Origin of the sequence: Mycobacterium hubeiense (genome assembly GCF_002838065.1) — a bacterium.
Lineage (GTDB): Bacteria > Actinomycetota > Actinomycetes > Mycobacteriales > Mycobacteriaceae > Mycobacterium > Mycobacterium hubeiense.
The window spans coordinates 240,902-265,819 of record NZ_PIZU01000001.1; the positions used below are offsets into that span (position 1 = coordinate 240,902).

Consider the following 24,918-nt stretch of genomic DNA (forward strand, 5'->3'; position numbering starts at 1 on the left):
GTAGAAATCTCCTGGCTGGTTTGCGTGGTGGCCTGAAACTCAGGTGGCTCTCGGGCCTGATCGCGCCGTGCCGGCGCTGGGGTCAGTCGCGGCCCACCAGCAAGGATACCAATTCTGCACACGCCGACTCCAATTGGCTGTTCACCACGACGACGTCGAAGTCGGCTTGAGCTGCCAATTCGGCGCGGGCAGTGGCCAGCCGGCGGGCCCTCACCTCCGGTGACTCGGTGCCGCGGCCGACGAGCCGGCTCTCGAGCTCCTCCCAGCTGGGTGGGGCCAGAAACACGGTAATCGCCTCGGGCATCGCCTTCTTGACGGCGCGCGCGCCGGCCAGGTCGACCTCGATGAGAACCGGATGACCGGCCTTGGCGGCTTCTCGCACAGGCTGGGCAGGTGTTCCGGATCGGTGCAGGCCACCGTGGATTTCCGCCCATTCGAGCAGCGCGCCCTCGTCGATGAGCTGCTGAAAACGCTCGGGCGTCACGAACGAGTAGTCAACGCCATCCACCTCGCCCGGGCGGGGCGCTCTGGTGGTGACGGAGACGCTGAAATGCAGGTCGGGAACCCGCTCCCGCAGGCAACGGACAACAGTGGATTTCCCGACGGCCGAAGGACCGGACAGCACTACGACACGAGCGCTATCCGGTCCTTCGCCGGCGCTCACAGGGGCTCCTGCGAGCCGACTAGGAGAAGTCGAACTTTTCCAGCAGGGCCTTGCGCTGACGATCGCCGAGGCCGCGCAGGCGGCGCGTGGGAGCGATCTCCAGCTCGGTCATGATCTCCTGCGCCTTGACCTTGCCGACCTTCGGCAGGGCCTCCAGCAGCGCAGAAACCTTCATCTTGCCCAGTACCTCATCGGTCTCGGCATCCTTGAGCACCTGCTTGAGATTGGTGCCACCGCGCTTCAGCCGATCTTTGAGCTCGGCTCGCGCTCGACGTGCGGCAGCAGCCTTCTCCAACGCAGCCGCGCGCTGTTCGTCGGTCAACTGGGGAAGGGCCACGGGTTCCTCCGTCTCTGGCGATTCTCTCGGCCATCACTTGTTTTTCTCGGCTGGTGGGGTGAAACCAGCCAGCGACGACGACCGTACCCACGCAACCTGACGAAAGCTAACCCCACCCCCTGGTTACAGCGTCAAAAGCCCAGCGTGTAGCACGGCGGCAAGACGCTCGCCGCGGCCTGTAGATCGACGTCGAAATCGGTTCGGGCTGTGCTTTGGAAGCGGATTTGCCTGCATATCAAGGGTTTTGGCGACGTGCGGTGACGGCTCGGTCATTCGGCGGCTCGGCGCGGGGTGGCCGACGTCGGGGCGGCGGGCCAATGTGAGAAATTTTGCCTGGTCATGGCGTGTCGGGCGTGTCGCGACAGCGCGCAGCCCCGCACCTGTGAAACGGCTGTGACCAGCGGGTTCAATGTGACAAAAGGGGCATGTGTTGCACGCTATTTGCTTGCCATCGCTCGCGAGATCGAACGCAATGGCTGTGATCACCCACCGATTCACGACCATTACGTCGATCTCGAGGACATCGCGAACGGGGGGTCAGGCCAGATATGCCACGGCGTCGCGGAACTTCTCTGCGGCCGCTCGCAACTCCGCACGATCGGGTCCGGCGCGCAGCACGTCACGCGACACCGCAGGCAACAACTGCCCCGGCCGCGCCCCGCCGAATCCGCCCAGCATCTCCGGTCGGCCGCCCTGAGCGCCCACGCCTGGTACGAGCACGGGCCCGCCGAGTTCGCTCACATCGGGCGGCTCGGTGACCGTGGCGCCCACGACGACGCCGACCAGACCCGGCTCCTCGCGGTTGACCGCCGCCGCGGCGTCGACGATCGATTGGGCCACGGTGCATCCGGCGATCACCGCGCGCTGCACCGTTGCCCCCTCGGGATTGGACGTGGCGGCCAGCACGAACACGCCCCGGCCGTGGGCTTTTGCGGTGTCCAGCAATGGTTGCAACGAGCCGAAACCGAGATACGGCGAGGCGGTCACGGCGTCGGCGGCCAGCGGCGAATCCCCCGTCCACGCCGCGGCGTAGGCGGCCATCGTGGAGCCGATGTCACCGCGCTTGGCGTCGGCCAGCACCAGCACGCCGCTGCTACGCAGCGCCGCGACGGTGTGTTCCAGGACGGTGTAACCCGCTGCGCCGTAGGCCTCGAAGAACGCCACTTGCGGTTTGACCACCGCGAAGTCGGCGAACGCCGTGACACAGGTGTCGCAAAACCGCCGCAGCCCGTCGGCATCGGCGGTCAGACCCCACGCCCTCAGAAGTTCGGGGTGCGCGTCGATGCCCACACACAGCGGGCCGCGCTGCTTTACCGCGTCGGCCAGCCGAGCCCCGAAATGCCCCACGGCTAACCCGCTTCCAGCGCGCTGTGCAGCTCCTGCAACGACATCACGTCGATGTCGCCGCGGATCCCCGCCTCGATGCCCTGCACGGCTGCCGACGCGCCCTGCACCGTCGTCACACACGGGATGTTGACCGCCACCGCCGCCGAGCGGATCTCGTAGCCGTCGATGCGTGGACCGGAGTTGCCGTACGGAGTGTTGATCACCATGTCGACCTCGCCCGCGCGGATGGCTTCCACCGCCGATATCGCCGGCCGGCCCTCTCCCGGTGGTTCGAAATGCTTGCGCACCTCGTCACACGGAATGCCGTTGCGCCGCAGCATCTCCGCGGTTCCTTCCGTGGCCAGTACGCGAAAGCCCAAGTCGGCCAGCCGTTTCACCGGGAACACCAGCGATCGCTTGTCGCGGTTGGCCACCGAGACGAACACCGTGCCCTCGGCGGGCAGCGAACCGTAGGCGGCGGTCTGGCTCTTGGCGAAGGCGCTGCCGAAGTCGTGATCGATGCCCATCACCTCGCCGGTCGATTTCATCTCCGGACCGAGCAGTGAATCGACTTGGGCGCCATCGGCTTTGCGGAACCGGTTGAACGGCAGCACGGCTTCTTTGACGGCCACCGGCGCATTGCGCGCAGTGGTGGCGCCGTCGCCGGTCTTGGCCAGCACGCCCTCGTCGCGCAGCTGGGCGATGGTGGCGCCGAGCATGATCCGCGCGCACGCCTTGGCCAGCGGAACCGCGGTGGCCTTGGACACAAACGGCACGGTGCGGCTGGCGCGTGGATTGGCCTCCAGCACATAGAGCACGTCGTCCTTGAGGGCGTACTGCACGTTGAGCAGGCCGACGACGCCGATCCCGTGGGCGATGGCCTCGGTGGCGCGGCGCACCGCGTCGATATCGCTGCGGCCCAACGTGACCGGCGGCAGTGCGCACGCCGAGTCGCCGGAGTGGATGCCGGCCTCCTCGATGTGCTCCATGATCCCGCCGAGGTAGACCTCGGAGCCGTCGCACAGCGCGTCGACGTCGATTTCGATGGCGTCCTCGAGGAATCGGTCGACCAGCACCGGATGTTCGGGTGACAGTTGGGTGGCCCGGGTGATGTAACCCTCCAGGGTTTCCTCGTCGTAGACGATCTCCATCCCGCGTCCGCCCAACACGTAGGACGGCCGCACCAGCACCGGATAGCCGATATCGGCGGCGATGCGGCGGGCCTGCTCGAAGCTGGTGGCCGTGCCGAACCGCGGCGCGGGCAATCCGGCGTTGGTCAACACCTCACCGAAGGCGCCGCGGTCTTCGGCCAGGTCGATGGCCTTCGGGCTGGTGCCGACGATCGGCACGCCGGCGCGTTCCAGCCGTTCGGCCAGGCCGAGTGGGGTTTGCCCGCCGAGCTGCACGATCACCCCGACAACGCCGGGACCGTCTGCGCCGGAGGCGGATTCGGCGTAGTACACCTCCAGCACGTCCTCGAACGTGAGCGGCTCGAAGTACAGCCGGTCGGCGGTGTCGTAGTCGGTGGACACCGTCTCGGGATTGCAGTTGACCATCACGGTCTCGAATCCGGCCTGGCTCAACGTCGTCGCGGCGTGCACGCAGCTGTAGTCGAATTCGATGCCCTGGCCGATGCGGTTGGGGCCCGAGCCGAGGATGAGCACCTTCGGTTTCTCGTTCTGCGGCGCCACCTCGGTTTCGGCGGCGGGGTCGAGCTCGTAGCTGCTGTAGTGGTACGGCGTCTTGGCCTCGAACTCGGCGGCACACGTGTCGACGGTCTTGTACACCGGGTGGATGCCGAGCCGTTGACGTAGCGCGCGCACGCCGACCTCGCCGGCGAGTTCGGGTCGCAGCGCGGCGATCTGGCGGTCGGACAACCCGCTGTGCTTGGCGCGCCGCAGCAACGCCTCGTCGAGCACCGGCGCGTCGAGAAGTTCGGCGCGCAGCGCGACCAGACCGTTGATCTGGTCGACGAACCACGGGTCGACACCGGAGGCCTGCGCCACCTGTTCGACGGTGGCGCCCAGCCGCAGCGCCAATTCGATGTCGTAGAGCCGCCCGTCGGTGGGTGTCTTGAGGTTCTCCAGCACCTCGTCGACGCCGAGGTCCGGATCAGGTGCGGTCCAGAACCCGGCGCGGCCGGTCTCCAGCGACCGCATGACCTTACCGAGCGCCTCGATGAAGTTGCGGCCCAACGACATCGCCTCGCCGACCGATTTCATCGTGGTGGTCAAGGTGGCGTCGGCGCCGGGGAACTTCTCGAAGGCGAAGCGTGGTGCCTTGACGACGACGTAGTCCAGGGTCGGCTCGAAGCAGGCGGGGGTTTCTTTGGTGATGTCGTTGAGGATCTCGTCAAGGGTGTAGCCGATGGCGAGTTTGGCGGCGATCTTGGCGATCGGGAAGCCGGTGGCCTTGGACGCCAACGCACTTGACCGGCTCACACGAGGGTTCATCTCGATCACGATGAGCCGGCCGTCCTGGGGATTGACGGCGAACTGGATGTTGCAGCCGCCGGTGTCGACGCCGACTTCGCGCAGGATCGCGATGCCGAGATCGCGCATCTTCTGGTACTCGCGGTCGGTCAACGTCATGGCCGGGGCGACGGTCACCGAGTCGCCGGTGTGCACACCCATCGGGTCGACGTTCTCGATCGAGCACACCACCACCACGTTGTCGTGGCCGTCGCGCATCAGCTCGAGCTCGAATTCCTTCCAGCCGTAGATGGATTCCTCGATGAGCACGTTCGCGCTCGGCGACGCGGCCAGCCCGTCACCGGCCATCCGCTCGACGTCCTCGGCGGAGTACGCCATGCCAGAGCCCAGCCCGCCCATGGTGAATGACGGCCGCACCACGACCGGCAGCCCGAGATCCGCGACCGTCTCGCGCACCTCGTCCATGGTGAAACACACTCGCGAGCGCGCGGATTCGCCACCCACTTTGGCGACGATGTCCTTGAACCGCTGCCGGTCCTCGCCGCGCTGGATGGCCTCGAAGTCGGCGCCGATGAGTTCGACGCCGTAGCGCTCCAGCGCGCCGTTCTCGTACAGTGCCACCGCGGTGTTGAGCGCGGTCTGCCCGCCGAGGGTGGCCAGCAGCGCGTCGATCTTGTTGCCGCGCTCGGCTTGTTGTTTGATCACCTTTTCGACGAATGCCGGGGTGATGGGTTCGACGTAGGTGTGGTCGGCGAACTCCGGATCGGTCATGATCGTCGCCGGATTGGAGTTCACCAGGCTCACCTGCAGGCCTTCGGCGCGCAGCACGCGGCAGGCCTGGGTGCCCGAGTAGTCGAATTCGCAGGCCTGGCCGATGACGATCGGCCCGGAGCCGATCACCAGCACGTGGTTGAGGTCAGTCCGCCGCGGCATCTAGCGGCTCCTTTCGACCGCGAGTGTGCGGTTTCGTACGCGGCGCGCCGATCCCGGCGTATGGATCTGCACAGTCACGGCTTCTCCCCTGCCATCAGGTCGACGAATTGGTCGAACAGGTAGTTGGCGTCGTGCGGGCCGGCCGCCGCCTCCGGGTGGTACTGCACCGAGAACGCACGCCCGTCAACGAGTTTGATCCCCTCGACGACCCCGTCGTTCGCGCACGTGTGACTGACGATCGCCTCGCCGAACGGGGTGTCAAACCGCTCTCCTGCCTCCCCCTCCAGGGCGAAGCCGTGGTTCTGTGCGGTCACCGCGACGCGGCCGGTGGCGTGGTCGATGACCGGGATGTTGATGCCGCGGTGGCCGAACACCATCTTGTAGGTCGAGCGGCCCAGCGCCCGGCCGAGGATCTGATTGCCGAAACAGATACCGAACAACGGGATCCCGGCGCCCAATACTTTACGCGTGACGGCGACGATGTGATCGGCCGTGGCCGGATCGCCCGGGCCGTTGGAGAGGAACACCCCGTCGGGTTTCAGGTCGGCGATCGCCTCGAAGCTCACCGACGACGGCAACACATGGCTGCGGATGCCGCGGGCCGCGAAGTTGCGCGGCGTGTTGGTCTTGATGCCCAGGTCGATGGCGGCAACGGTGAACCGTTGCGGCCCATCGGGTTCCACTACATAAACCGCGTCGGTGCTGACCTCGCCGGCCAGGTTGGCGCCGAGCATCGACGGCTGGCTGCGCACCCGGTTCAACATCTCCTCGGGGTCGGCCAGGGCATCACCCGAGAAGATGCCGGCCTTCATCGAGCCTCGGGTCCGCAAGTGCCGCACCACGGCTCGGGTGTCGATGCCGGCGACACCGACGACGCCCTGGGCCACAAGCTCGTCGTCGAGCGTGCCGGTGGCGCGCCAGTTGGATGCCCGTGGCGACGGGTCGCGCACCGCGTAGCCGGCCACCCATATCTTGTCGCCACGGCTCTCGGCGTCCTCCCGATTCCAGCCGGTATTGCCGATCTGTGGAGCGGTGGCGACCACGATCTGGCGGTGATAGCTCGGATCGGTGAGCGTCTCCTGATATCCGGACATCCCAGTGGAAAACACTGCCTCGCCGAGGGTTTCACCGATGGCACCGAACGTGGTGCCGGTGAAGATGCGGCCGTCCTCCAAGATCAGGACTGCTTTGTCGGTCACGCTGCCTCCTGTACCCAGCGGTCGTACTCCGCACGGTTGTCGGCGCGGAACCCGGTGTCGATCTCAGTTCCTGACGGCAGCCGCCACCGGATCGCCAGGATGCCCTCGTGGGTGAGGGCTTTGCCTGCGATCCCGCGTTCGGTGCGGATGGCGGTGACCGACTCGTTGGGAATCCAGATCGGCCCGGCGCCGCTGCGCTGCAGCATGATGCCCTCGGGGTAGCGGGTCAGTACGGCCTTGGTGCGGTACCCCAGATCACCGACGGCGATCCGGTCATTCCAGTGCGGCGCCAGCGTGCTGCCCACGTAGAGGCCTTTGGTCGCGGGAATCACCGCCGGGCCGACGCTGTCCGGTAACGGAGGCAGCGTGCCGATCAGCTCGGCCTGCCGCTCGGCGCGACGACGCCACCCGCGCATCATCGCCTGGATGATCACCGCGATCAGTACCACCATGATCGCCGCCATGATCAGCGACCCCACCAGCGTCGGTGTATTCATGCCGGGCACTTTCCGTCGCGCGCAGTGATTTTGCCGCGAAGCAGCGTCGCTGTGACAGTCGCCGGGAACGTCATCGATTCGAACGGGGTGTTGTCGGAGCGACTGGCCAGCGCCGAACCCTCGACCGTCCACGTGGCGTCCGGGTCGACGACGGTCAGGTTCGCCGGCTCGCCGATCTCCAGCGGCCGGCCCTGGTCGGGCAGGCCGACGATGCGGGCGGGGTTCTCGCTCATCACCCGGGCCACGTCGCGCCACGTCAGCAGGCCCGGCCGCACCATGGTTTCGACCACCACCGACAGCGCCGTCTGCAGCCCCAGCATGCCGGGGCGGGCGTTGGCGAACTCGCAGACCTTCTCGTGTTCGGCGTGCGGGGCGTGATCGGTTGCGACGCAGTCGATCACACCCTGGGCCAGCGCCCGCCGCAGCGCCTCGGCGTCGCTGGTCTCACGCAACGGCGGGTTGACCCGGTTGCGGCCGTCATAGCTGGCCAGTCGGGTGTCGTCGAGCAGCAGATGGTGCGGCGTCACCTCCGCGGTGATCGAAATACCTTGTGCTTTCGCCCATTTCAGGATCTCGACGGTGCCCGCGGTGGAGGCATGGCAGATGTGCACCCGCGCCCCAGCGTCGCGCGCCAGCAACGCATCGCGCGCGACGATGGATTCCTCGGCGGCGCGCGGCCAACCGGCCAGCCCCAGTCGCGCCGCGTTGGGGCCCTCATGCGCGACGGCGCCGACGGTCAGCCGCGGCTCCTCGGCGTGCTGGGCGATCAGCACGCCCAGGCCGGTGGCGTACTCCAGTGCGCGGCGCATCACCAGCGGGTCGTGCACGCAGAGGCCGTCGTCGGAGAACATCCGCACCTGACCGACGCCGGCGGCCATCAGGCCCATCTCGGTGAGCTGTTTGCCGTCCAGGCCCATGGTGACCGCGCCGACGGGGTGCACGTCGACGAGGCCGACCTGTTGGCCGCGATGCCAGACGTGGTCAGTGACGACGGGACTGTCGGCGACGGGATTGGTATTGGCCATCGCGAACACCGCGGTGAAGCCGCCCAAGGCCGCTGCCGCCGAACCGGTTTCGATGTCCTCGGCGTATTCGCGGCCAGGCTCACGCAGATGGGTGTGCAGGTCGACGAAGCCCGGCAACAGGATCTGGTCGGCTGCATCAATCACGTCGGCGTCGTCGGGAATCGCAAGTCCCGCGCCGATGTCGGTGATCTGACCGTCGGAGACCAGCACGTCGACAGGGTCACCTTCGCCGTAGCGCCTTACGCTGCGGATGAAAACACTCATGCGCTGATCGTCTCCTCCGCGCCCACCAGCAGGTGGAACAGCACCGCCATCCGCACATGCACACCGTTGGAAACCTGTTGCAGCACAGCCGATTGCGTCGAATCGGCCACCGATGAGGAGATCTCCATCCCGCGCAGCATCGGTCCCGGGTGCAGCACCACCGCCGTCCCCGACAGCATGGCTTGGCGCTTTTCGGACAGCCCGTAGAGCACCGAGTACTCGCGGGCGGACGGGAAGAAGCCGCCGGTCATCCGCTCGGCCTGCACCCGCAGCATCAGCACCGCGTCGGCGGCGGGCAGTTCCGCGTCGAGGTCATGCGACACCGTGACCGGCCAGTCCGCGACACCGACGGGCAGCAGTGTCGGCGGCGCCACCAGCACCACCTCCGCGCCGAGCGTGTCGAGCAGCACGACGTTGGAGCGCGCCACCCGGCTGTGCAGGATGTCGCCGACGATCACCACCCGCTTGCCCTCGATGCCGCCGAGCCGCTGCCGGATGGTCAGCGCGTCGAGCAGCGCCTGCGTCGGATGTTCGTGGGTGCCGTCGCCGGCGTTGATCACCGCGGGCCCGCCGTCCTCGGTGGCCGTCCACTCGGCGAGCTGCTGGGCCGCGCCCGATGCGGGATGACGGATGATCAGCGCGTCGGCCCCGGCCGCGCGCAGTGTCAGCGCGGTGTCGCGCAGCGATTCGCCCTTGGCCACCGACGAGCCGGAGGCGCTGACGTTGATGACGTCGGCGCTCATCCACTTGCCGGCCACCTCGAACGACACCCTCGTGCGAGTGGAGTTCTCGTAGAACATCGTGATGACGGTGCGGCCGCGCAGCGTCGGCAGCTTCTTCACCTCGCGGCCCAGCAAGGCCTGGCTGAACCGGTCGGCGTCGTCGAGGATCGCGATGGCGTCGTCGCGGGACAGGTCCGACGCCGAGAGCAGGTGCCTGGGCTTCATTTGGAGATCACCACCCCGTCGCGGTCGTCGTGCTCGCGCAGCAGCACGTGCACGCTTTCGCTGCGTGAGGTCGGCACGTTCTTGCCGACGTAGTCGGCGCGCAGCGGCAGTTCGCGATGGCCACGGTCGACCAGCACCGCGAGTTGCACCGCGCGCGGGCGGCCGATGTCGCGCAGGGCGTCCAGCGCCGAGCGCACCGAGCGGCCGGAGAACAGCACGTCGTCGACCAGGATCACCAGCGCGTCGTCGATGCCGCCTTCCGGGATGGACGTGGTCTCCAACGGCCGCGGCGGCTTGATGTTGAGGTCGTCGCGGTAGAGCGTGATGTCCAGCGCGCCGTGCGGCACCGAGACACCGGAGAACTCGCGGATCCGCTCGGCCAGGCGGCTGGCCAGGATGACGCCCCTCGTGGGTATGCCGAGCAAGACGACGCGCGGCGCATCGGGACCGTCGAGCGCGGTCTTTTCGATGATCTGGTGGGCGATGCGAGAAATGGTCCGACCGACGTCCGCGGCGGACATCAATTCCCGGTCGGTACCCGATGAGCCGGCCAAAGAGCCCATGAAGTGACTCGGACCTCCTTCTCCGCCTCTCTGGACGGACCTTTAAAGGATGTCGAACTGCGGGGAGCTTAACAGAGCCGGTATACGCTGGCGAAAATGACAGGCTCCAACGCCCCCCAATTCGATTTCGATGCGCTGTACCGCGGCGAAAGCCCGGCCGAAGGTGTGCCACCCATCACAACGCCGCCGTGGGATACCAAGGCCCCCAAGGAGAATGTGATCGCCTGGCACGAAGCGGGTCTGATCCACGGCGAGGTGCTCGACATCGGCTGCGGGCTCGGCGACAACGCTGTGTATCTGGCGCAGCAGGGCTACTCGGTGACCGGTCTGGACATCTCGCCGACGGCGTTGATCACCGCCGAGCGGCGCGCCGCCGACGCCGGCGTCGACGTCCGGTTCGCGGTGGCCGACGCCACCAAGCTGGACGGCTACACCGACGCCTTCGACACCGTCATCGACAGCGGGATGTACCACTGCCTCGACGACGACGGCAAGCGCGCCTACGCGTCCGCCGCACAACAACGCCGAAGCGACGTTCTGGCTGCTTCAGGCAAACCGCCGGTAATCGCGACGGCCTGCGCGTACCGTCATCTCGACGGAACCCCGGGGGTGCGACGTGGGCAATGGCACGACTTCCACACTGTTGCCCGACCCCGATTTCACGTGCACGCCCGCCGACTGTGAATTCGTCGCCGGCATCCGGCCCTACCGAACGAAAACCTTTCGCCTCGAACCTCAATCGATGGGTACCAAGTTCGTCGTGCACAACTACGGCCACGGCGGCGCCGGCATCACCATGTGCTGGGGCTGCGCCGTCGAGGTCCGCGATCTGGTCCGCCAGCACATCGGCGCGACGCCGCAGCCGGTCGCAGTGCTGGGCGCGGGCGCGATGGGGCTGACGGCCGCCGCGCTCTTGGTTGACTCCGGCTTCGCGGTGAGCATTTACGCCGCATCGCTGGACGCGACGACCTCTCACATCGCGGGCGGCCAATGGCAACCCTCGTTTGTCGAGTGCGAGACCACGGCGGCGGCAAAACAGCGCTTCGAACGGATTCTGCGCAACTCGTTCACCATGCATCGTGATCGAATCGGATTGGGCTACGGGGTTTCCAAGCGGATCAACTATTCCAAACATGGCAGCGGCACGAGTTTCGACAAGGTGCCCAAGGACGTCGTTCCGTCGCCGACACCGTTCGCGCAGCTGCCGTTCAAGCACCTGAATGTCCCGGGCTTCGGCTACCACACGCTGCTCGTCGAACCACCGATCTTCCTGAAGAAGCTGCGCGACGACCTCGACGCTGCGGGGGTTGTGATGGTACAGAAGGAATTTCACTCTGCCGCTGACATCGGCCAACTACCGGAGCCGGTCGTCGTCAACTGCACGGGACTGGGTTCGAAGGCGCTCTTCAGTGACAGCCGTCTCGTCCCGATCAAGGGCCACCTGGTACTGCTCAAACCTCAACCGAATCTGCAGTACCTGTACAGCTCCGACCACACGTACGTGTTTCCTCGGGAGGACCATGTGGTGGTCGGCGGCAGCGCGGAGCACGGCGTCTCAGATCCCACCGTCGACCCGGCGATCTGTCAGCGGATTCTGCACTTGGCCAAGGACGTGTTCGACGGCGAGACGGTGCTGGCCTTCGCGCCGCAACCCTGGATGCTGCCCCTGCCCGGCGACGGATACCGGTGACCCATGCCCAACGTCGCCGACTACATCATCAAGCGCCTCAGCCAGCACGGCGTGGAGGCACTGTTCGGTGTGCCGGCGGTGTTCTGCGCGCCGGTGTTCGACGCGGCGGCGCGCGCGCCGGGCTTCCGCACCGTCGTCACGAACAGCGACCTGGAAGCCGGGTATGCGGCCGACGGATACGCGCGCACGCGAGGACTGGCGGCGGTCGCCGTCTCCCACGGGCCGGGCACGTTGAGCATCGTCAACGCCATCGCCGCCGCCTACGTCGAGCGCAGCCCGGTCGTGGTGGTCAACGGCGGCCCGTCGCAGAAGAACATCGACGACCAGAACACGACGGGCGTGCTGTTCTCCCATTCGATGGGACGCCCGCACACCGACCTCGACGTGTTTCGCAACGTCACCGTGTTGTGCGGGCGCGAGACGAATCTCAACAGCGTCCCGCAATTCGTCGACAACGCGCTCAAGACGGCGCTGATCCGCAAGCATCCGGTCTACATCGAATTTCCGAAGGCGTTGTTCGATGCGCCGTGCCCGGCACCGACCGGCACCATCGACGTCACCGTGCCCGCGGGCGACGCCGACGCCGTCGCCGCCTCGATCCTGCAGAAGCTTTCTGCCGCAACCAATCCCGTGGTCATCGTCGGGGAAGAGGTGCAGCGCTACCGCGTTGCCGCCCAGGTGCAGGCGGTGGTGGACCGGTTGCAGGTGCGGTGGGCCACCACCGTCGTCGGCAAATCGGTGCTGTCCGAACAGCATCCGCGTTTCCTCGGCTGCTTCAACGGCGACAAGGCGCCTGCGCCGCTGAAGAGCGCCATCCAGCAGGCGGGGTTGGTTGTCGCGCTGGGCGCGGTTTTCGGCTCCGGGCACGCGAATCTGATGATCCCGAAGGCGGGTCACACGATCCGCATCTGGGACGGCGCGGCCGTCATCCCGCCCGCCGGGCCGCGCCCGGTGGGTCTGCCGGCGCTGGTGGCCGCGTTGGACAGCCAGTCCGTGAGTGCCACACCGATCACCTACACCGGTGTAGCGACGCCGGTCGCGGATCCGCCCGCGGCCGCGGCGGTCGAGTTGAGCTATCAGCAAGTGTTCGACGTGGTCTCCGAGCCGGCCTTCCTGGATTCGTCGTTCGCCGTGATTCCCGACACCTTCCTCGGCATCTACCCGGCGGCGCGGATGAAGCTGCCCGCCGCGGACATGTTCATCTCCGACGGGATTTGGGCGTCGATCGGTCATTCGGTCGGTGCGGCGGTGGGCGTGTGGGGGCCCGGCGGCAAGCGGCCACTGGTGCTGATCGGCGACGGCGGCTTCCAGATGGTGGGCCAGGCCGTGTCGACAATGGTTCGCTACCAACACAATTCGATCATCGTCATCATCGACAACAGCCTCTACGGCATCGAGCAGTTTCTGCTCGGGCCGGGCTTCTACACCAATCCGTCACAGCCGCCGCTGGCGTACAACGTGCTGCCGGACTGGAATTTCGACGCGTTCGCCCAAGCGCTCGGCGTCACCAAGGTGGCCACGGTCAACACCGTCGCCGGGCTGCGCACCGCGCTCGCGGCGGCCAAGGCCCACACCAACGGGCCATCGGTGATCCGGGCGCTGGTGGGAACCCGGTCCCTGCCCGCCGGTATCTAGCTGGTTAGCCTGGCTGTCGTGAACCTCGACGGCAACAAGGCGTCCATCACCGAGGCGATCGACGCCGGCCTGCTCGCGGGCGCGGTCACGCTGGTATGGAAGTCCGGCGAGATACTGCAGGTCAACGAGCTGGGCTACCGCGATGTCGACGCCCGGCTGCCGATGCAGCGCGACACCCTGTTCCGCATCGCGTCGATGACCAAACCGGTGACGGTGGCCGCCGCGATGACGCTGGTCGACGAGGGCAAGTTGGCGCTGAGCGACCCGGTGGTCAAGTGGCTGCCCGAGCTGTCGGATATGCGGGTGCTGCTCGATCGGCACGGTCCGCTGGACCAGACCGAGCCGGCCGCGCGACCGATCACGTTCGACGATCTGATGACCCATCGCAGCGGGCTGGCCTATGTGTTCTCGGTTTTGGGTCCGTTGGGATTCGCCTACGGCAAGATTTCGATGCGCCAGGACCAGGATCGCTGGCTTGCGGAGGTGGCCGAGCTTCCGCTGGCTCATCAGCCTGGCGAGCGGGTCACTTACAGCCATAGCACTGACGTGCTGGGCATCGCGCTGTCCCGTATCGAGGGCAAACCGTTGTCCCAGGTGCTGGCCGAGCGCATCTTCGAGCCATTGGGCATGGCCGACACCGGTTTTCACGTCGGGCCGAACGGGCGGCGGCGCGCTGCGACGATGTACAAGCTCGACTCCGACAACGTGCTGCGCCACGACGTGATGGGCCCCGCTCCGATTGCCGATCCCCCGTTCTGCATGGGCGGCGCGGGGCTGTGGTCGACGGTTGACGACTACCTGAAGTTCGTCCGGATGCTGTTGGGCGGCGGCACGGTCGACGGGGTGCGGGTGCTTTCGGAAGAGTCGGTGCGGTTGATGCGCACCGACCGGCTGACCACTGAGCAGAAGCGGCACAACTTTCTGGGAGCACCGTTTTGGGTCGGCCGCGGGTTCGGGCTGAACCTGTCGGTGGTGACCGACCCGTCGCAGTCGCGGCAGCTGTTCGGCCCCGGCGGGCTGGGCACGTTCAGCTGGCCGGGGGCATACGGGACGTGGTGGCAGGCCGATCCGAGCGCGGATCTCATTCTGCTATACCTGATTCAGAACCATCCGGACATGGGCGTCGACTCGGCCGCCGCCGTCTCGGGCAACACGTCATTGGCGAAACTGCAGTCGGCCCAACCGAAATTCGTCCGCCGCACGTATCGGGCACTGGACCTGTAGACCTGATGTCAAGTGTGCGGTCACTGTTTCGAGTGTGCGCCCACGGTTGAGATCGTGAAGAAATTGCGCAGCCATCGCACACTCGATGCGGTCAGCGCACACTCGACGCATCGAAACTGCGGTAGAGGGCTACCCCAGTTTCAGACCATCGCGATGGGCGACACCTTGGCGCCTATCTCCAGCGCGCCCGCCAGCTCACGGCTGACGTCGTAGTCGAATACCACGTGCCCGGAGATGATGTCGATGTCGCGCTTGAACCGCTGCAGCGGGTTGTCGACGAAATGCGCACTCGCGCCGGACGCTTCGAGCAGATCGGCGATCACCGCGCGTGACTCGTGCACAATGTGCGCCGCGGCGGCACGGGCATTGCCACGCACGGGGCGCGCCACCTCGTCCCCGGCCGCCACGATCGCTTGAATCTGTCCGACGGTGTCATCGAGCAGTCCGGTCAAGGCGCGCAGCCGAACCCGCGCGTCGGCGAGCCGCATCCGCGCCATCGGTTGGTCTTTCTGCGCGGTGCCCGAGTAGGCGAGCACCCGCTCCCCCAGCCGCTTGGCGAACAGGTCCGCGACCCGCTCGGCCGATCCGAGCGCCGGCATCGCGGCCAGCAGCGCCAGCGCCGGCACCATCGGCCACCGGTAGGTCGAGGCATCGTGCAGCGCCGCGCCGGGTGCCGTGCCGCCGTAGATGTCGAGCACCGCGACCTGCCGGTGAGCGGGCACGAAGACGTCGTCGACGACCACGTCGTTGGATCCGGTGGCCCGCATCCCCGAGGTGTGCCAGACATCCTCGATGCGAATGTCCGACGCGGGCAGCAGCACCAGCGCCGGGTAGATCGCGTCGTCCGGTCCGCACAGCGCGCCGACGAGGATCCAGTCGGCGTCCATCACTCCGGTGGCCCATGACCACCGGCCCGTCAGCCGCATGCCACCGTCGGCCGGGATGGCGCGACCGGTCGGCGCCAGCGGGGCCGGACACAACACCGGCCCGGACGCGAATACCTCATCTTGCGCTTGTTCGTTGAACAGCGCGAGCATCCAGTTGTGCAGGATGTAGAAGCCCAAAGTCCAAGCGCTGGAAGCACATCCGTATGCCATCCGTCGTACCGGATCGAGGATCGCCGGGAAGTCGGCCTGTGCGCCGCCGAAGCGGGCCGGCAGCAGCAGGTTCGCCAGGCCCGAGGCGCGGAACTCGGCGATGGTGGCGTCCGGTAGCCGGCGCAACCGTTCGCCTTCTGCGGCGCGCTCCGCGAGCCGGTCGATGAACTCATCGGTCAGGGTCGGCACCGTCGCGGTCATGGTCTGTGACGCTACCATACCTTTTTGTATGGAGAGTTCGGCGCTTACCCTAGCGCCATGACACAGCGGACTGTGCTCATCAGCGGCGCCGGGATCGCCGGCCCGTCACTCGCCTACTGGCTGCACCGCTCGGGGTACCGCGTGATCGTCGTCGAGGTCGCGCCGGGTATTCGTCCGGGCGGGCAGACCGTCGACCTGCGCGGTGCCGGGCGACGCGTGGTCAGGCGGATGGGATTGCTCGGCGAGATGAACGAGCGGTCCCTCGACCAGAAGGGCGTTGCGTGGGTGCGCAGGGACGGCAGCCGGCGCGCCGAAATGCCGGTCGAGGCCTTCCACGGCAACGGGCTGGTGTCGAAGCTGGAAATCCTGCGCGGCGACCTGGCCGACGTGCTGTACCGCGCCACCGCCGAATACACCGACTACCGTTTTGACAACCGGATCACCGCCATCGAGCAGACCGACAATGCGGTGAACGTGACGCTTGCCGACGGCACTGAAGTTCCGGCGGATCTGGTGGTCGGTGCCGACGGTCCCCATTCGGCAGTTCGCCGCCTGGTGTTCGGCCCGGAGGAGCGGTTCGTCAAGCCACTCGGCGGCTACAACGCATGGTTCACCGCACCGGACACCGTCGGGCTGCACGGCTGGTATCTGATGTATCAGGCGCCGGGTCTGAACGCCTCGATGCGTTCGTCGCACGACCCGCAGAAGGCCAAGGCGGGGTTGGCATTTCGGTCGGATCCGATCGCCTACGACCGGCGCGACCTCGATGAACAACGTGAATTGCTGACGCAGTACTTCGCGGGTGCAGGTTGGCATTGTGACGCCCTGCTGGCGGCGGCGGCGGACGCCGATGACTTCTACTTTGGCGAGTTCGCCCAGGTTCAGATGGAGACGTTCTCCCGTGGGCGGGTGACGCTCGTCGGTGACGCCGGCTATTGCGCGTCGCCGCTGTCCGGCATGGGCACCAGCCTCGCGCTGGTCGGCGGGTACGTGTTGGCTGGCGAACTCGGCCCCGCGGATTCCCTTGATGCCGAACGGATTCAGACGGCATTGCAGAAGTACGAAGCGGTGATGAGGCCTTACATAGACCGCTGCCAGGATCTGCCGAACGGCATCGACGGTTATCTACCCAAGTCGGCGACCGACATCACGATCAACGCTCAGGCGATGAAATGGATGCAGCGCTGGCCGTTCCGCCCGTTCGCCGAGAAGAAGTGGTTCACCACCGCCGACGCCATCGTACTGCCGGACTACGACTCCGGTTCGGCGCCGGCATCACCGGGGTCATCGCGCTGATCACCGGCTCCCACATCGCGACCTCCGCGGCTCTAGGAGTCCTCGTCGGCGTCGATGGTGCGCGAGCGGCGGGTGAGCGCGGGCAGGCTCGGCCGTCGCAGCCCGAGATCACGCCGCTCATGGAGTTCGGTGGCGTCGCTGAGCACCCTGACCACCGCCTGTGTCAACCCGATGATCGCCGCCATCACCGGCAGCAGCGGTTTGGCCGCGTAGCGAATGGGACTCAGCCGATTCGCCTCGATCACGGTGTCGACGCGCTTGGCGACGACGTACCGCTCGATCGCGTGGTACAGCCAGGCGCCGGCGCCCAGCGCGTAGATCGCCAACGCCGCCGCCACGACGGCCAGGTCCAGCGCCGCGCAGATGACAGCCCCGAGTACGACGAGGCCGGCCAGCACGCTCGCGGCCACCACGCGTAACTTCAACGGATTCAACAGATCTCCCCTATTGCATGCATCGCGACAGCACTCGGCCGAATTGCAGCAGCCGCTGCATCTGCGCCAGCCCGCCGTTGTCGACCGTCTTCTGGTAGCGAAACGATTCACAGTAGATGTCGGTTTCGGTCGCCGATTTCTGCCGGCTGCGCGTCACGAGTTGGGTGTACAACCGCAGCCGTACTTCCAAGAGCCGCCGGGTTCCGTCGTCAAGCACCTCATATTCGGCGGTCAGCACGTGGTCGTTGATCGACGACAGCAGGATCGTGCGCACCGACGCGTCGAGCAGGCGGCGTTCGCGGTCTCCGGCCGTCGACGATCCGTCGTCGGCGCGCCACATGATGAGCCGGTGGCCGTCGGTGAGCACCACCTCCTGCCAGATGGCCTCGCCCCACGACTCTTCGGTGCTGCCCCGCGCCATGATGAACGCCTTGATGGCGGCGAGGTCGACGACGGGGCGCAGCGCCTCCAGCGCCAGATCGGGGTCACGCAGATACACCTTGGCCGCGTCCTCCAAGCTGGAGTACGGGGCCCAGTCCTGCGGGGTGCCCACCGCTAACCGGCGCTGCCGTTCCCGGTGCTCCGGACCGCCTGGGACGCCGCCCGGATCTGCGGCGTCACCAACATCACTTGGCCCAGCACGCCGTTGACGAACGCCGGTGACTCGTCGGTGGAGAGCCGCTTGGCCAGTTCCACCGCCTCATCGACGGCCACCGGCTCGGGAACGTCGTCGGCGTGCAGCAGTTCCCACACCGCGACCCGCAGGATCGCCCGGTCCACCGCGGGCAGCCGCTCCAGCGTCCACCCCTGCAGGTGCGCGGAGATGAGGTCGTCGATGTGGGCGGCGTGTTCGGTCACGCCGCGCGCCACCGTGACCGTGTACGGGTTCAGCGGCGAAACGTCGGACTGCTTGTCGGCCAATGCATTTCGCGCATCGGCCACTTCGGCCGCGGTGATGCCACGCGCCTCGGCTTCGAACAACAGGTCGACGGCGCGTTTGCGGGCCTGATGCCTGCCACGGTCGCCTTTGCGGTCAGGCATTCACCCGACCCAGATAGCTGCCGTCACGCGAATCCACCTTGAGCTTGTCGCCGGTGTTGATGAACAGCGGCACCTGGATCTCCGCGCCGGTCTCCACGGTGGCAGGTTTGGTGCCCGCGCTGGAACGGTCGCCCTGCAAACCGGGCTCGGTGTGGGTGACCTCGAGTTCGACCGTGACCGGGAGTTCGAGGTACAGCGGGGTGCCGTTGTGGAACGCGATCTGCACCGGCATGCTCTCCAGCAGGAACTTGGCGGCGTCACCGACCAGCGAATCCGGAAGGTGATGCTGTTCGTAGTCCTCGGAGTCCATGAACACGAAGTCGGTGCCGTCGCGGTACAGATAGGTGGCGTCGCGGCGGTCGACGGTCGCGGTCTCCACCTTGACCCCGGCGTTGTAGGTCTTGTCGACCACCTTGCCCGACACCACGTTCTTCAGCTTGGTGCGCACGAAGGCCGGTCCCTTACCGGGCTTGACGTGCTGGAACTCGACGATCTGCCACAGCTGGCCATCGATCTGAAGCACCAGCCCATTCTTGAAGTCGGCGGTCGTTGCCACGGTCGGTTGTTCTCCTGAGTCTCAATCGATAACAGCCAGTTCCTTGGGGAACCGGGTAAGCAGGTCGGGCGCCGGCTCGCACACGACCAGGGTGTCCTCGATGCGGACACCGCCGCGATCGGGCAAGTAGACGCCGGGTTCCACAGTCACCGCGGAGCCAGCAAGCAGTGTACCGGCGGCCGCGGAATTGATTCCGGGCGCTTCGTGGATCTGCAGGCCGACGCCGTGGCCGAGGCCGTGACCGAAGTTGTCGGCGTAGCCGGCGTCGGCGATGACTTGCCGAGACGCGGCGTCGACATCACACAGCGACGCCCCGGGTTCCAGCGCTTCCCGGCCGGCCCGCTGCGCCTCGGCGACCAGGTCGTAGAGCTCGCGCTGCCACTGCGCGGCGGACCCCAAAACGAAGGTGCGGGTCATGTCGGAGTGATACCCGCACACCAGCGCGCCGAAGTCGATCTTGACGAAGTCACCCGCTTTGAGCACCGCGTCGGTGGGCCGGTGGTGCGGGATCGCGGAGTTGGCACCGGCCGCCACGATGGTCTCGAACGACGGCCCGTCGGCACCGTGGTCGAGCATCAGCGACTCCAGCTCCCGTGCCACGTCCTTCTCGGTCCGTCCCGGCCGCAGCCCACCGCGGGCGACCAGGTCCGTCAGCGCCGCGTCGGCCGCCTCGCACGCCAGCCGCAGGATGGCGACCTCACCGGCGTCCTTGACCTCGCGCAGCGCCTCCACCATGCCCGCGGCGCGCACCAGCTCGACGGCGCCGTCGCCGGACCGGGTGAGCGCGTCGTAGGCGTCGACGGTCACCACATGGCTTTCGAAGCCCAGCCGCCGCACACCGTCGGCGACGGCCCGCTTGACCAATCGCGGTGCGCACGCGCGCTCGATGACGATCTCGGCGTCCGGCGCCTGCTGCGCGGCCTGGGTCCGATAGCGCCCGTCGGTGACCAACACCGGCGTTTCGTCGTCCGCGCGGATCAACAGTGCCGCATTCGACCCGGTGAACCCGGACAGATAACGGACGTTGACCAGGTCCGATACCAGCAAGGCATCCAGTTCGGCTTCGGCCAGCTTGCGCCGCAAGCGGTCCCGACGCTGGGAAATAGTCACAGCTCTTGACGCTACTCGCTACGCTGTCTGCCCATGACTAAGTGGTTACTGCGCGGACTGGTGTTCGCGGCCCTGATGGTGATTGTCCGGTTGATCCAGGGCGCGATGATCAACGTGTGGGAAACCAGAGCGAGTTTGATCAGCGCGGTGCTGGTGAGCCTGTACGCCCTCGCCGCCTTCCTGTGGGGTGTGGTCGACGGTCGCGGAGACGCCCGCGCCAATCCTGACCCCGACCGCCGCGGCGACTTCGCGATGACCTGGCTGCTGGCGGGTCTGTTCGCCGGCATCGTCAGCGGTGCGGTCGCGTGGTTCATCGGGCTGTTCTACAAGAACCTCTACGTCGAGGGTCTGATCAACGAATTGACGACGTTCGCCGCGTTCACCGCGTTGCTGACGTTCGTCGCGGCCATCATCGGCGTCGCGCTCGGCCGCTACCTCGTCGACCGCAAGGCCCCGGACGTGGTGGTGAAGCACCACGGCCTGGCCGCCATCGATGAAGATCGCGCGGATACCGATGTATTCGCCGCTGTGCGCCATCCCGACGATGCCACGCAACCGGTGCCGCCGCAGGACCAGAACCGCACCTAATCCAGGCTGGCCAGATACCGCAGCGCCAGCAGATAGCCCTGCACACCCAGGCCGACGATCACGCCCGTCGCCACGCCGCTGATGTAGGAGTGGTGCCGAAACTCCTCGCGCTTGTGCACATTCGAGATGTGCACCTCGATCAGCGGGGCCCGCAATTCGGCGCAGGCGTCACGCAACGCCACCGACGTATGCGTGAGCGCGCCGGCGTTGAGCACCACCGGTTCGCCGGCGTCGGCGGCGGCATGAATCCAGCCGAGCAATTCGGCTTCGCTGTCACTTTGCCGCACAACGGCTTTCAAGCCGAGATCGGCGGTTTCGCGTTCAATGAGGGCAACCAGATCGTCGTGGGTGGTGCTGCCGTAGACGTCGGGCTCGCGCCGACCCAGCCGACCCAGGTTCGGTCCGTTGATCACCTGCACCGTCGTCATTGCGCCGCAACCTCCGCGTAGGCCGCCGCCAGCAGCGACGGATCGGGACCCTCCAGTCGACCGGGCTTGGCCAGGCCGTCGAGCACGACGAACCGCAGCACCCCGGAGCGAGTCTTCTTGTCGCCGGCCATGAACTCCAGCAATTGCGGCAATGCGTCGGTGTCATAGCTGACCGGCAAGCCCAGCGCGGTCAGCACCGACCGGTGCCGATCGGCGGTCTCGTCGTCGAGCCGTCCGGCCAGACGGCCAAGTTCGGCCGCGAACACCAGCCCGACCGACACCGCGGCGCCGTGGCGCCACTGATAGCGTTCACGCCGCTCGATGGCATGGGCCAAAGTGTGGCCGTAGTTGAGGATTTCGCGCAGCTGCGATTCCTTCTCGTCGGCCGCGACCACCTCGGCCTTGACCGCGACGGCCCGTCGGATCAGTTCGGGCAGCACCGTTCCCGTCGGATCGAGCGCCGCCTCGGGGTCGGCCTCGATCATGTCGAGGATGATGGGATCGGCGATGAAACCGGCTTTGACGATTTCGGCCATACCGGCCACGATCTCGTTGCGCGGCAAGGTTTCCAGCGTCGCCAGGTCGACCAGTACGGCGGCGGGCTGGTGGAACGCGCCCACCAGGTTCTTACCCGCCTCGGTGTTGATACCGGTCTTGCCGCCGACCGCCGCGTCGACCATGCCGAGCAGCGTGGTGGGTACATGCACGATGTCCACTCCGCGCAACCAGGTCGCCGCGGCGAAGCCGGCAACGTCGGTGGCCGCTCCCCCGCCCAGGCTGACAATTGCATCCTTGCGACCAAGGCCGATGCGGCCCAACACTTCCCAGATGAATCCGACGACGGGCAGTTCCTTACCCGCCTCGGCGTCGGGGATTTCGATGCGATGCGCGTCGATCCCGGTGTCGGACAGCGCCTTCCGGATAGCCTCAGCGGTCTGGGACAGCACCGGCTGGTGCAGGATGGCGACCTTGTGGCGGCCATCGAGGATGCGGACCAGCTCGCCGAGCAGCCCCGTGCCGATGATCACCGGGTAGGGCGGATCGACGAGCACGTCGACGGTTACCGGTTGGCTCACTTGTTGCGCTCCAGATTGCGCGCGGCCAGGGCCGCGGGGGTAGGTGGCGCCTCGGTGCTCGGCGGCGCGATCAGGCGGGCGGGGCCACGACGCCACGACGGCCGGCGCCGGCGGCGCGACGCACTCGGCGCGTCGGGATTCTCCAGGCGCGTCACGATGTGGCGCACCACGGCTCCCGGGTTGCGGCGATTGGTGTTGACCCGCATGGTGGCAACCCGCCGGTACAGCGGAACACGTTGGGACATCAGTGCTTTGAACTTCTCGGCCGGGTCGCCGCCGGCCAGCAGCGGACGCATGGTGTTGCCGCTGGTGCGGCGAATCCCCTCGGCGGCGCTGATCTCCAGGTAGATGACGGTGTGGCCGGCCAACGCCTCCCGCACGCCTGGCGTGGTGACGGCGCCGCCGCCGAGCGAGAGCACGCCGTCGTGCGACTGCAGCGCCGACCGGATGACCTCTTCCTCGATGCGACGAAATTCCTGCTCACCGTCGTTGGCGAAAATGTCGGCGATGGTGCGACCGGTCCGTTCCTCTATCGCCGCATCGGTGTCGAGCAGCGTCAGACCCAACGATTTGGCCAGTCGCCGACCGATGGTGGACTTGCCCGAGCCGGGCAGGCCCACCAGAACCGCCTTGGGTGCCATCAGCCCGACGCCTGTGCCGGTTCGGTGGCGGGTTCGCGGGCAGCCACGGCGCGAAGGTAGGTGTCGATATTCGTGCGCGTCTCGGTGAGCGAATCGCCGCCGAACTTCTCCAGCGCGGCGCGGGCCAGCACCAGCGCGACCATCGCTTCGACCACCACGCCGGCGGCGGGCACCGCGCACACGTCGGAGCGCTGATGGATCGCGACGGCCTCGTCGCCGGTGGCCATGTCGACGGTGGACAGCGCCCGGGGCACGGTCGAGATGGGTTTCATCGCGGCGCGCACCCGTAGCGGCTGGCCGTTGGTCATGCCGCCCTCGAGGCCTCCGGCGCGGTTCGTCGACCGCAGCACACCGCCTGGACCGGGGAACATCTCGTCGTGGGCCACGCTGCCGCGGCGGCGCGCGGTTTCGAAGCCGTCGCCGATCTCGACACCCTTGATCGCCTGGATGCCCATCACCGCGGCCGCCAGCTGGCTGTCGAGCCGGTTGTCACCACTGGTGAACGAGCCCAGGCCCACGGGGAGGCCGTCGGCGACCACCTCGACGACACCGCCGAGGGTGTCGCCGTCTTTCTTGGCGGCCTCGATCTCGGCGATCATCCGCGATTCGGCGTCCTTGTCATAGGCCCGGACTGGGCTCTCGTCGATGGCGGCCAGATCGCCCGGCTGCGGCGGCGGCCCGTCATACGGCGCGGACGCCCCGATGGAGATGACGTGTGAGATCACCTCGACCCCGATCGCTTGCTTGAGGAATTGCTTCGCGACCGTCCCGGCGGCGACGCGGGCGGCGGTCTCGCGGGCGCTGGCCCGTTCCAACACCGGACGGGCGTCGTCGAAACCGTATTTGAGCATGCCGGCGTAGTCGGCGTGGCCCGGACGGGGCCGGGTCAGAGGCGCGTTACGGGCGCTGTCTTCGAGTTCGGCGGGGTCGACCGGATCGGGCGCCATCACGGTTTCCCACTTGGGCCATTCGGTGTTGCCGATCTCCACGGCGATCGGGCCTCCGAGCGTGACGCCGTGCCGGACGCCGCCCAGCAGGGTGACGTGGTCTTTTTCGAACTTCATACGGGCGCCACGGCCGTAGCCGAGCCGCCGGCGCTGCAGCTGGGTAGCGATGTCGTCGGAGGTGACGTGAACGCCGGCGACCATGCCTTCGAGCACGGCCACCAGCGCGCGGCCATGAGATTCACCAGCTGTGGTCCATCGCAACACGTGTCCCATCTTCCCACGACGGCCCTGGCGTGCGATTTCGGCGTGCTGGGTGGCGCGCAGCGGAACCAATTACGCCCACGTCGCCATGGCGACGGCCGCAGCGCTCGCCAGGCACATCGACGGGCCGTGCGGCACAGCCGGTCCGGCCCGTCGAATGAGCGCGACGACGGCCCACGCGGCGGTCAGCAGCGGGGCCGCGAGCGCGGCCAGCATCCACACGTCCATCCCGAACGCGCCCGTCAGTGCGCCGAGGCCGAACGCCAGCTTCACGTCGCCGCCGCCCATCGCCTGGGCCGCCAGCAGATGCACGAGCAGATACAGCCCCAGAAGCGTCGCGGCGCCGACAACCGCGCCCACCCCGCGCCCGGCCACCACAGCTCCGACAAGGATCACCGCGGCACCGGGCAGTGTCAGACGGTTCGGCAGTCGCCGTTCCCGCACGTCGTACACACTCAGCGTGACCAACCAGCCAAGCCCCAGTACGGCCGCCACCACCCCCACCC

General features: G+C 67.4%; 24 protein-coding genes and 2 pseudogenes. 6 read left to right on the top strand and 20 right to left on the bottom strand.

Translation table 11 applies throughout. The features are described 5' to 3' along the window. Positions 1-82: 82 nt before the first annotated feature. The 9 genes from gmk to pyrR all read right to left on the bottom strand — a co-directional run bounded on the left by gmk (position 83) and on the right by pyrR (position 10,187). The gene (gene gmk / locus CWS39_RS01105) at positions 83-664 is read right to left on the bottom strand and encodes a guanylate kinase (protein WP_102141051.1); all 582 of its coding nucleotides are present in this window, start codon (positions 662-664) and stop codon (positions 83-85) included. A gap of 19 nt (positions 665-683) precedes the next feature. Further along, the gene (gene mihF / locus CWS39_RS01110) at positions 684-1,001 is read right to left on the bottom strand and encodes an integration host factor, actinobacterial type (protein WP_003932123.1); all 318 of its coding nucleotides are present in this window, start codon (positions 999-1,001) and stop codon (positions 684-686) included. Positions 1,002-1,538: 537 nt separating this feature from the next. Further along, positions 1,539-2,348 carry an orotidine-5'-phosphate decarboxylase gene (gene pyrF, locus CWS39_RS01115; RefSeq protein ID WP_102141052.1) on the bottom strand — a complete coding sequence of 270 codons (810 nt, stop codon included), beginning with the start codon at positions 2,346-2,348 and terminating at the stop codon, positions 1,539-1,541. Positions 2,349-2,350: 2 nt separating this feature from the next. Then, positions 2,351-5,692, bottom strand: coding sequence for a carbamoyl-phosphate synthase large subunit (gene carB / locus CWS39_RS01120; protein WP_102141053.1), 3,342 nt, complete (start codon positions 5,690-5,692; stop codon positions 2,351-2,353). A gap of 74 nt (positions 5,693-5,766) precedes the next feature. Then, positions 5,767-6,891, bottom strand: coding sequence for a glutamine-hydrolyzing carbamoyl-phosphate synthase small subunit (carA, locus tag CWS39_RS01125; RefSeq protein ID WP_102141054.1), 1,125 nt, complete (start codon positions 6,889-6,891; stop codon positions 5,767-5,769). Beyond that, positions 6,888-7,388, bottom strand: coding sequence for a PH-like domain-containing protein (locus CWS39_RS01130; protein WP_102141170.1), 501 nt, complete (start codon positions 7,386-7,388; stop codon positions 6,888-6,890). Before CWS39_RS01130 ends, carA begins: the two co-directional genes overlap by 4 nt. Beyond that, complete coding sequence (locus CWS39_RS01135; RefSeq protein ID WP_102141055.1) at positions 7,385-8,677, bottom strand: dihydroorotase; 1,293 nt, start codon at positions 8,675-8,677, stop codon at positions 7,385-7,387. Before CWS39_RS01135 ends, CWS39_RS01130 begins: the two co-directional genes overlap by 4 nt. Further along, positions 8,674-9,624: an aspartate carbamoyltransferase catalytic subunit gene (locus CWS39_RS01140; protein WP_102141056.1), complete on the bottom strand. Its 951-nt coding sequence runs from the start codon at positions 9,622-9,624 to the stop codon at positions 8,674-8,676. Before CWS39_RS01140 ends, CWS39_RS01135 begins: the two co-directional genes overlap by 4 nt. Further along, positions 9,621-10,187 (bottom strand): bifunctional pyr operon transcriptional regulator/uracil phosphoribosyltransferase PyrR, encoded by a 567-nt coding sequence (pyrR, locus tag CWS39_RS01145; protein ID WP_102141057.1) that lies wholly within the window; start codon positions 10,185-10,187, stop codon positions 9,621-9,623. The genes CWS39_RS01140 and pyrR overlap by 4 nt, the downstream gene beginning before the upstream one ends. Positions 10,188-10,283: 96 nt before the next feature. Between pyrR and CWS39_RS01150 the strand changes: the two are divergent. The 4 genes and pseudogenes from CWS39_RS01150 to CWS39_RS01165 form a co-directional block, all read left to right on the top strand. Continuing rightward, positions 10,284-10,709 (top strand): annotated as a pseudogene (locus CWS39_RS01150) (class I SAM-dependent methyltransferase); the annotation flags it as partial. A 220-nt stretch (positions 10,710-10,929) separates the two neighbouring features. Further along, positions 10,930-11,877 carry an NAD(P)/FAD-dependent oxidoreductase gene (locus CWS39_RS01155; RefSeq protein ID WP_142386788.1) on the top strand — a complete coding sequence of 316 codons (948 nt, stop codon included), beginning with the start codon at positions 10,930-10,932 and terminating at the stop codon, positions 11,875-11,877. 3 nt (positions 11,878-11,880) lie between these two features. Beyond that, on the top strand, positions 11,881-13,512 hold the full coding sequence (locus CWS39_RS01160) for a thiamine pyrophosphate-binding protein (RefSeq protein ID WP_102141060.1): 1,632 nt from the start codon (positions 11,881-11,883) through the stop codon (positions 13,510-13,512). Positions 13,513-13,530: 18 nt separating this feature from the next. Further along, complete coding sequence (locus tag CWS39_RS01165; RefSeq protein WP_102141061.1) at positions 13,531-14,736, top strand: serine hydrolase domain-containing protein; 1,206 nt, start codon at positions 13,531-13,533, stop codon at positions 14,734-14,736. Positions 14,737-14,876: 140 nt separating this feature from the next. On the opposite strand, the gene CWS39_RS01170 is transcribed toward CWS39_RS01165, so the two are convergent. Next, complete coding sequence (locus CWS39_RS01170; RefSeq protein WP_102141062.1) at positions 14,877-16,034, bottom strand: acyl-CoA dehydrogenase family protein; 1,158 nt, start codon at positions 16,032-16,034, stop codon at positions 14,877-14,879. 57 nt (positions 16,035-16,091) lie between these two features. Here CWS39_RS01170 and CWS39_RS01175 point away from each other — a divergent pair, with 57 nt between their 5' ends. Then, positions 16,092-17,330 carry an FAD-dependent monooxygenase gene (locus tag CWS39_RS01175; RefSeq protein ID WP_102141063.1) on the top strand — a complete coding sequence of 413 codons (1,239 nt, stop codon included), beginning with the start codon at positions 16,092-16,094 and terminating at the stop codon, positions 17,328-17,330. Between the two features lie 32 nt (positions 17,331-17,362). On the opposite strand, the gene CWS39_RS01180 is transcribed toward CWS39_RS01175, so the two are convergent. Genes CWS39_RS01180 through CWS39_RS01200 form a run of 5 tightly spaced genes read right to left on the bottom strand, consistent with a single transcriptional unit; the run spans position 17,363 to position 20,471 of the window. Then, positions 17,363-17,764, bottom strand: a complete 402-nt coding sequence (locus CWS39_RS01180) for an antitermination protein NusB (protein ID WP_102141064.1) — start codon at positions 17,762-17,764, stop codon at positions 17,363-17,365. Between the two features lie 10 nt (positions 17,765-17,774). Further along, positions 17,775-18,317, bottom strand: coding sequence for a hypothetical protein (locus CWS39_RS01185; RefSeq protein ID WP_102141065.1), 543 nt, complete (start codon positions 18,315-18,317; stop codon positions 17,775-17,777). A 2-nt stretch (positions 18,318-18,319) separates the two neighbouring features. Beyond that, complete coding sequence (nusB, locus tag CWS39_RS01190; RefSeq protein WP_102141066.1) at positions 18,320-18,805, bottom strand: transcription antitermination factor NusB; 486 nt, start codon at positions 18,803-18,805, stop codon at positions 18,320-18,322. Beyond that, positions 18,798-19,361, bottom strand: a complete 564-nt coding sequence (efp, locus tag CWS39_RS01195) for an elongation factor P (RefSeq protein ID WP_102141067.1) — start codon at positions 19,359-19,361, stop codon at positions 18,798-18,800. The genes nusB and efp overlap by 8 nt, the downstream gene beginning before the upstream one ends. A gap of 21 nt (positions 19,362-19,382) precedes the next feature. Then, the gene (locus CWS39_RS01200; protein ID WP_102141068.1) at positions 19,383-20,471 is read right to left on the bottom strand and encodes a M24 family metallopeptidase; all 1,089 of its coding nucleotides are present in this window, start codon (positions 20,469-20,471) and stop codon (positions 19,383-19,385) included. Positions 20,472-20,504: 33 nt separating this feature from the next. Here CWS39_RS01200 and CWS39_RS01205 point away from each other — a divergent pair, with 33 nt between their 5' ends. Further along, complete coding sequence (locus tag CWS39_RS01205) at positions 20,505-21,059, top strand: B-4DMT family transporter (RefSeq protein ID WP_102141069.1); 555 nt, start codon at positions 20,505-20,507, stop codon at positions 21,057-21,059. On the opposite strand, the gene aroQ is transcribed toward CWS39_RS01205, so the two are convergent. From aroQ to CWS39_RS01230, 5 genes and pseudogenes are all read right to left on the bottom strand, one after another. After that, a complete protein-coding gene (gene aroQ, locus CWS39_RS01210) occupies positions 21,056-21,487 on the bottom strand; it encodes a type II 3-dehydroquinate dehydratase (RefSeq protein ID WP_102141070.1) in 432 nt (143 codons plus the stop codon). The genes CWS39_RS01205 and aroQ overlap by 4 nt on opposite strands. After that, positions 21,484-22,563 carry a 3-dehydroquinate synthase gene (aroB, locus tag CWS39_RS01215; protein ID WP_102141071.1) on the bottom strand — a complete coding sequence of 360 codons (1,080 nt, stop codon included), beginning with the start codon at positions 22,561-22,563 and terminating at the stop codon, positions 21,484-21,486. The genes aroQ and aroB overlap by 4 nt, the downstream gene beginning before the upstream one ends. A 116-nt stretch (positions 22,564-22,679) precedes the next feature. Beyond that, positions 22,680-23,204: pseudogene (locus tag CWS39_RS01220) on the bottom strand (shikimate kinase); the annotation flags it as partial. Continuing rightward, on the bottom strand, positions 23,204-24,415 hold the full coding sequence (gene aroC / locus CWS39_RS01225; RefSeq protein WP_102141171.1) for a chorismate synthase: 1,212 nt from the start codon (positions 24,413-24,415) through the stop codon (positions 23,204-23,206). The pseudogene CWS39_RS01220 and the gene aroC, both read right to left, overlap by 1 nt. Before the next feature lie 69 nt (positions 24,416-24,484). Beyond that, on the bottom strand, positions 24,485-24,916 hold the full coding sequence (locus CWS39_RS01230; RefSeq protein ID WP_102141073.1) for a prepilin peptidase: 432 nt from the start codon (positions 24,914-24,916) through the stop codon (positions 24,485-24,487). Positions 24,917-24,918 lie beyond the last annotated feature (2 nt).

What these genes read in the sequence shown, in the direction of transcription:
- carB (WP_102141053.1), bottom strand. Translation starts at nt 5,692, where the DNA reads ATGCCGCGGCGGACTGACCTCAACCACGTGCTGGTGATCGGCTCCGGG.
- CWS39_RS01130 (WP_102141170.1), bottom strand. Translation starts at nt 7,388, where the DNA reads ATGAATACACCGACGCTGGTGGGGTCGCTGATCATGGCGGCGATCATG.
- CWS39_RS01135 (WP_102141055.1), bottom strand. Translation starts at nt 8,677, where the DNA reads ATGAGTGTTTTCATCCGCAGCGTAAGGCGCTACGGCGAAGGTGACCCT.
- CWS39_RS01140 (WP_102141056.1), bottom strand. Translation starts at nt 9,624, where the DNA reads ATGAAGCCCAGGCACCTGCTCTCGGCGTCGGACCTGTCCCGCGACGAC.
- pyrR (WP_102141057.1), bottom strand. Translation starts at nt 10,187, where the DNA reads ATGGGCTCTTTGGCCGGCTCATCGGGTACCGACCGGGAATTGATGTCC.
- CWS39_RS01155 (WP_142386788.1), top strand. Translation starts at nt 10,930, where the DNA reads ATGGGTACCAAGTTCGTCGTGCACAACTACGGCCACGGCGGCGCCGGC.
- CWS39_RS01160 (WP_102141060.1), top strand. Translation starts at nt 11,881, where the DNA reads ATGCCCAACGTCGCCGACTACATCATCAAGCGCCTCAGCCAGCACGGC.
- CWS39_RS01170 (WP_102141062.1), bottom strand. Translation starts at nt 16,034, where the DNA reads ATGACCGCGACGGTGCCGACCCTGACCGATGAGTTCATCGACCGGCTC.
- CWS39_RS01175 (WP_102141063.1), top strand. Translation starts at nt 16,092, where the DNA reads ATGACACAGCGGACTGTGCTCATCAGCGGCGCCGGGATCGCCGGCCCG.
- nusB (WP_102141066.1), bottom strand. Translation starts at nt 18,805, where the DNA reads ATGCCTGACCGCAAAGGCGACCGTGGCAGGCATCAGGCCCGCAAACGC.
- CWS39_RS01205 (WP_102141069.1), top strand. Translation starts at nt 20,505, where the DNA reads ATGACTAAGTGGTTACTGCGCGGACTGGTGTTCGCGGCCCTGATGGTG.
- aroQ (WP_102141070.1), bottom strand. Translation starts at nt 21,487, where the DNA reads ATGACGACGGTGCAGGTGATCAACGGACCGAACCTGGGTCGGCTGGGT.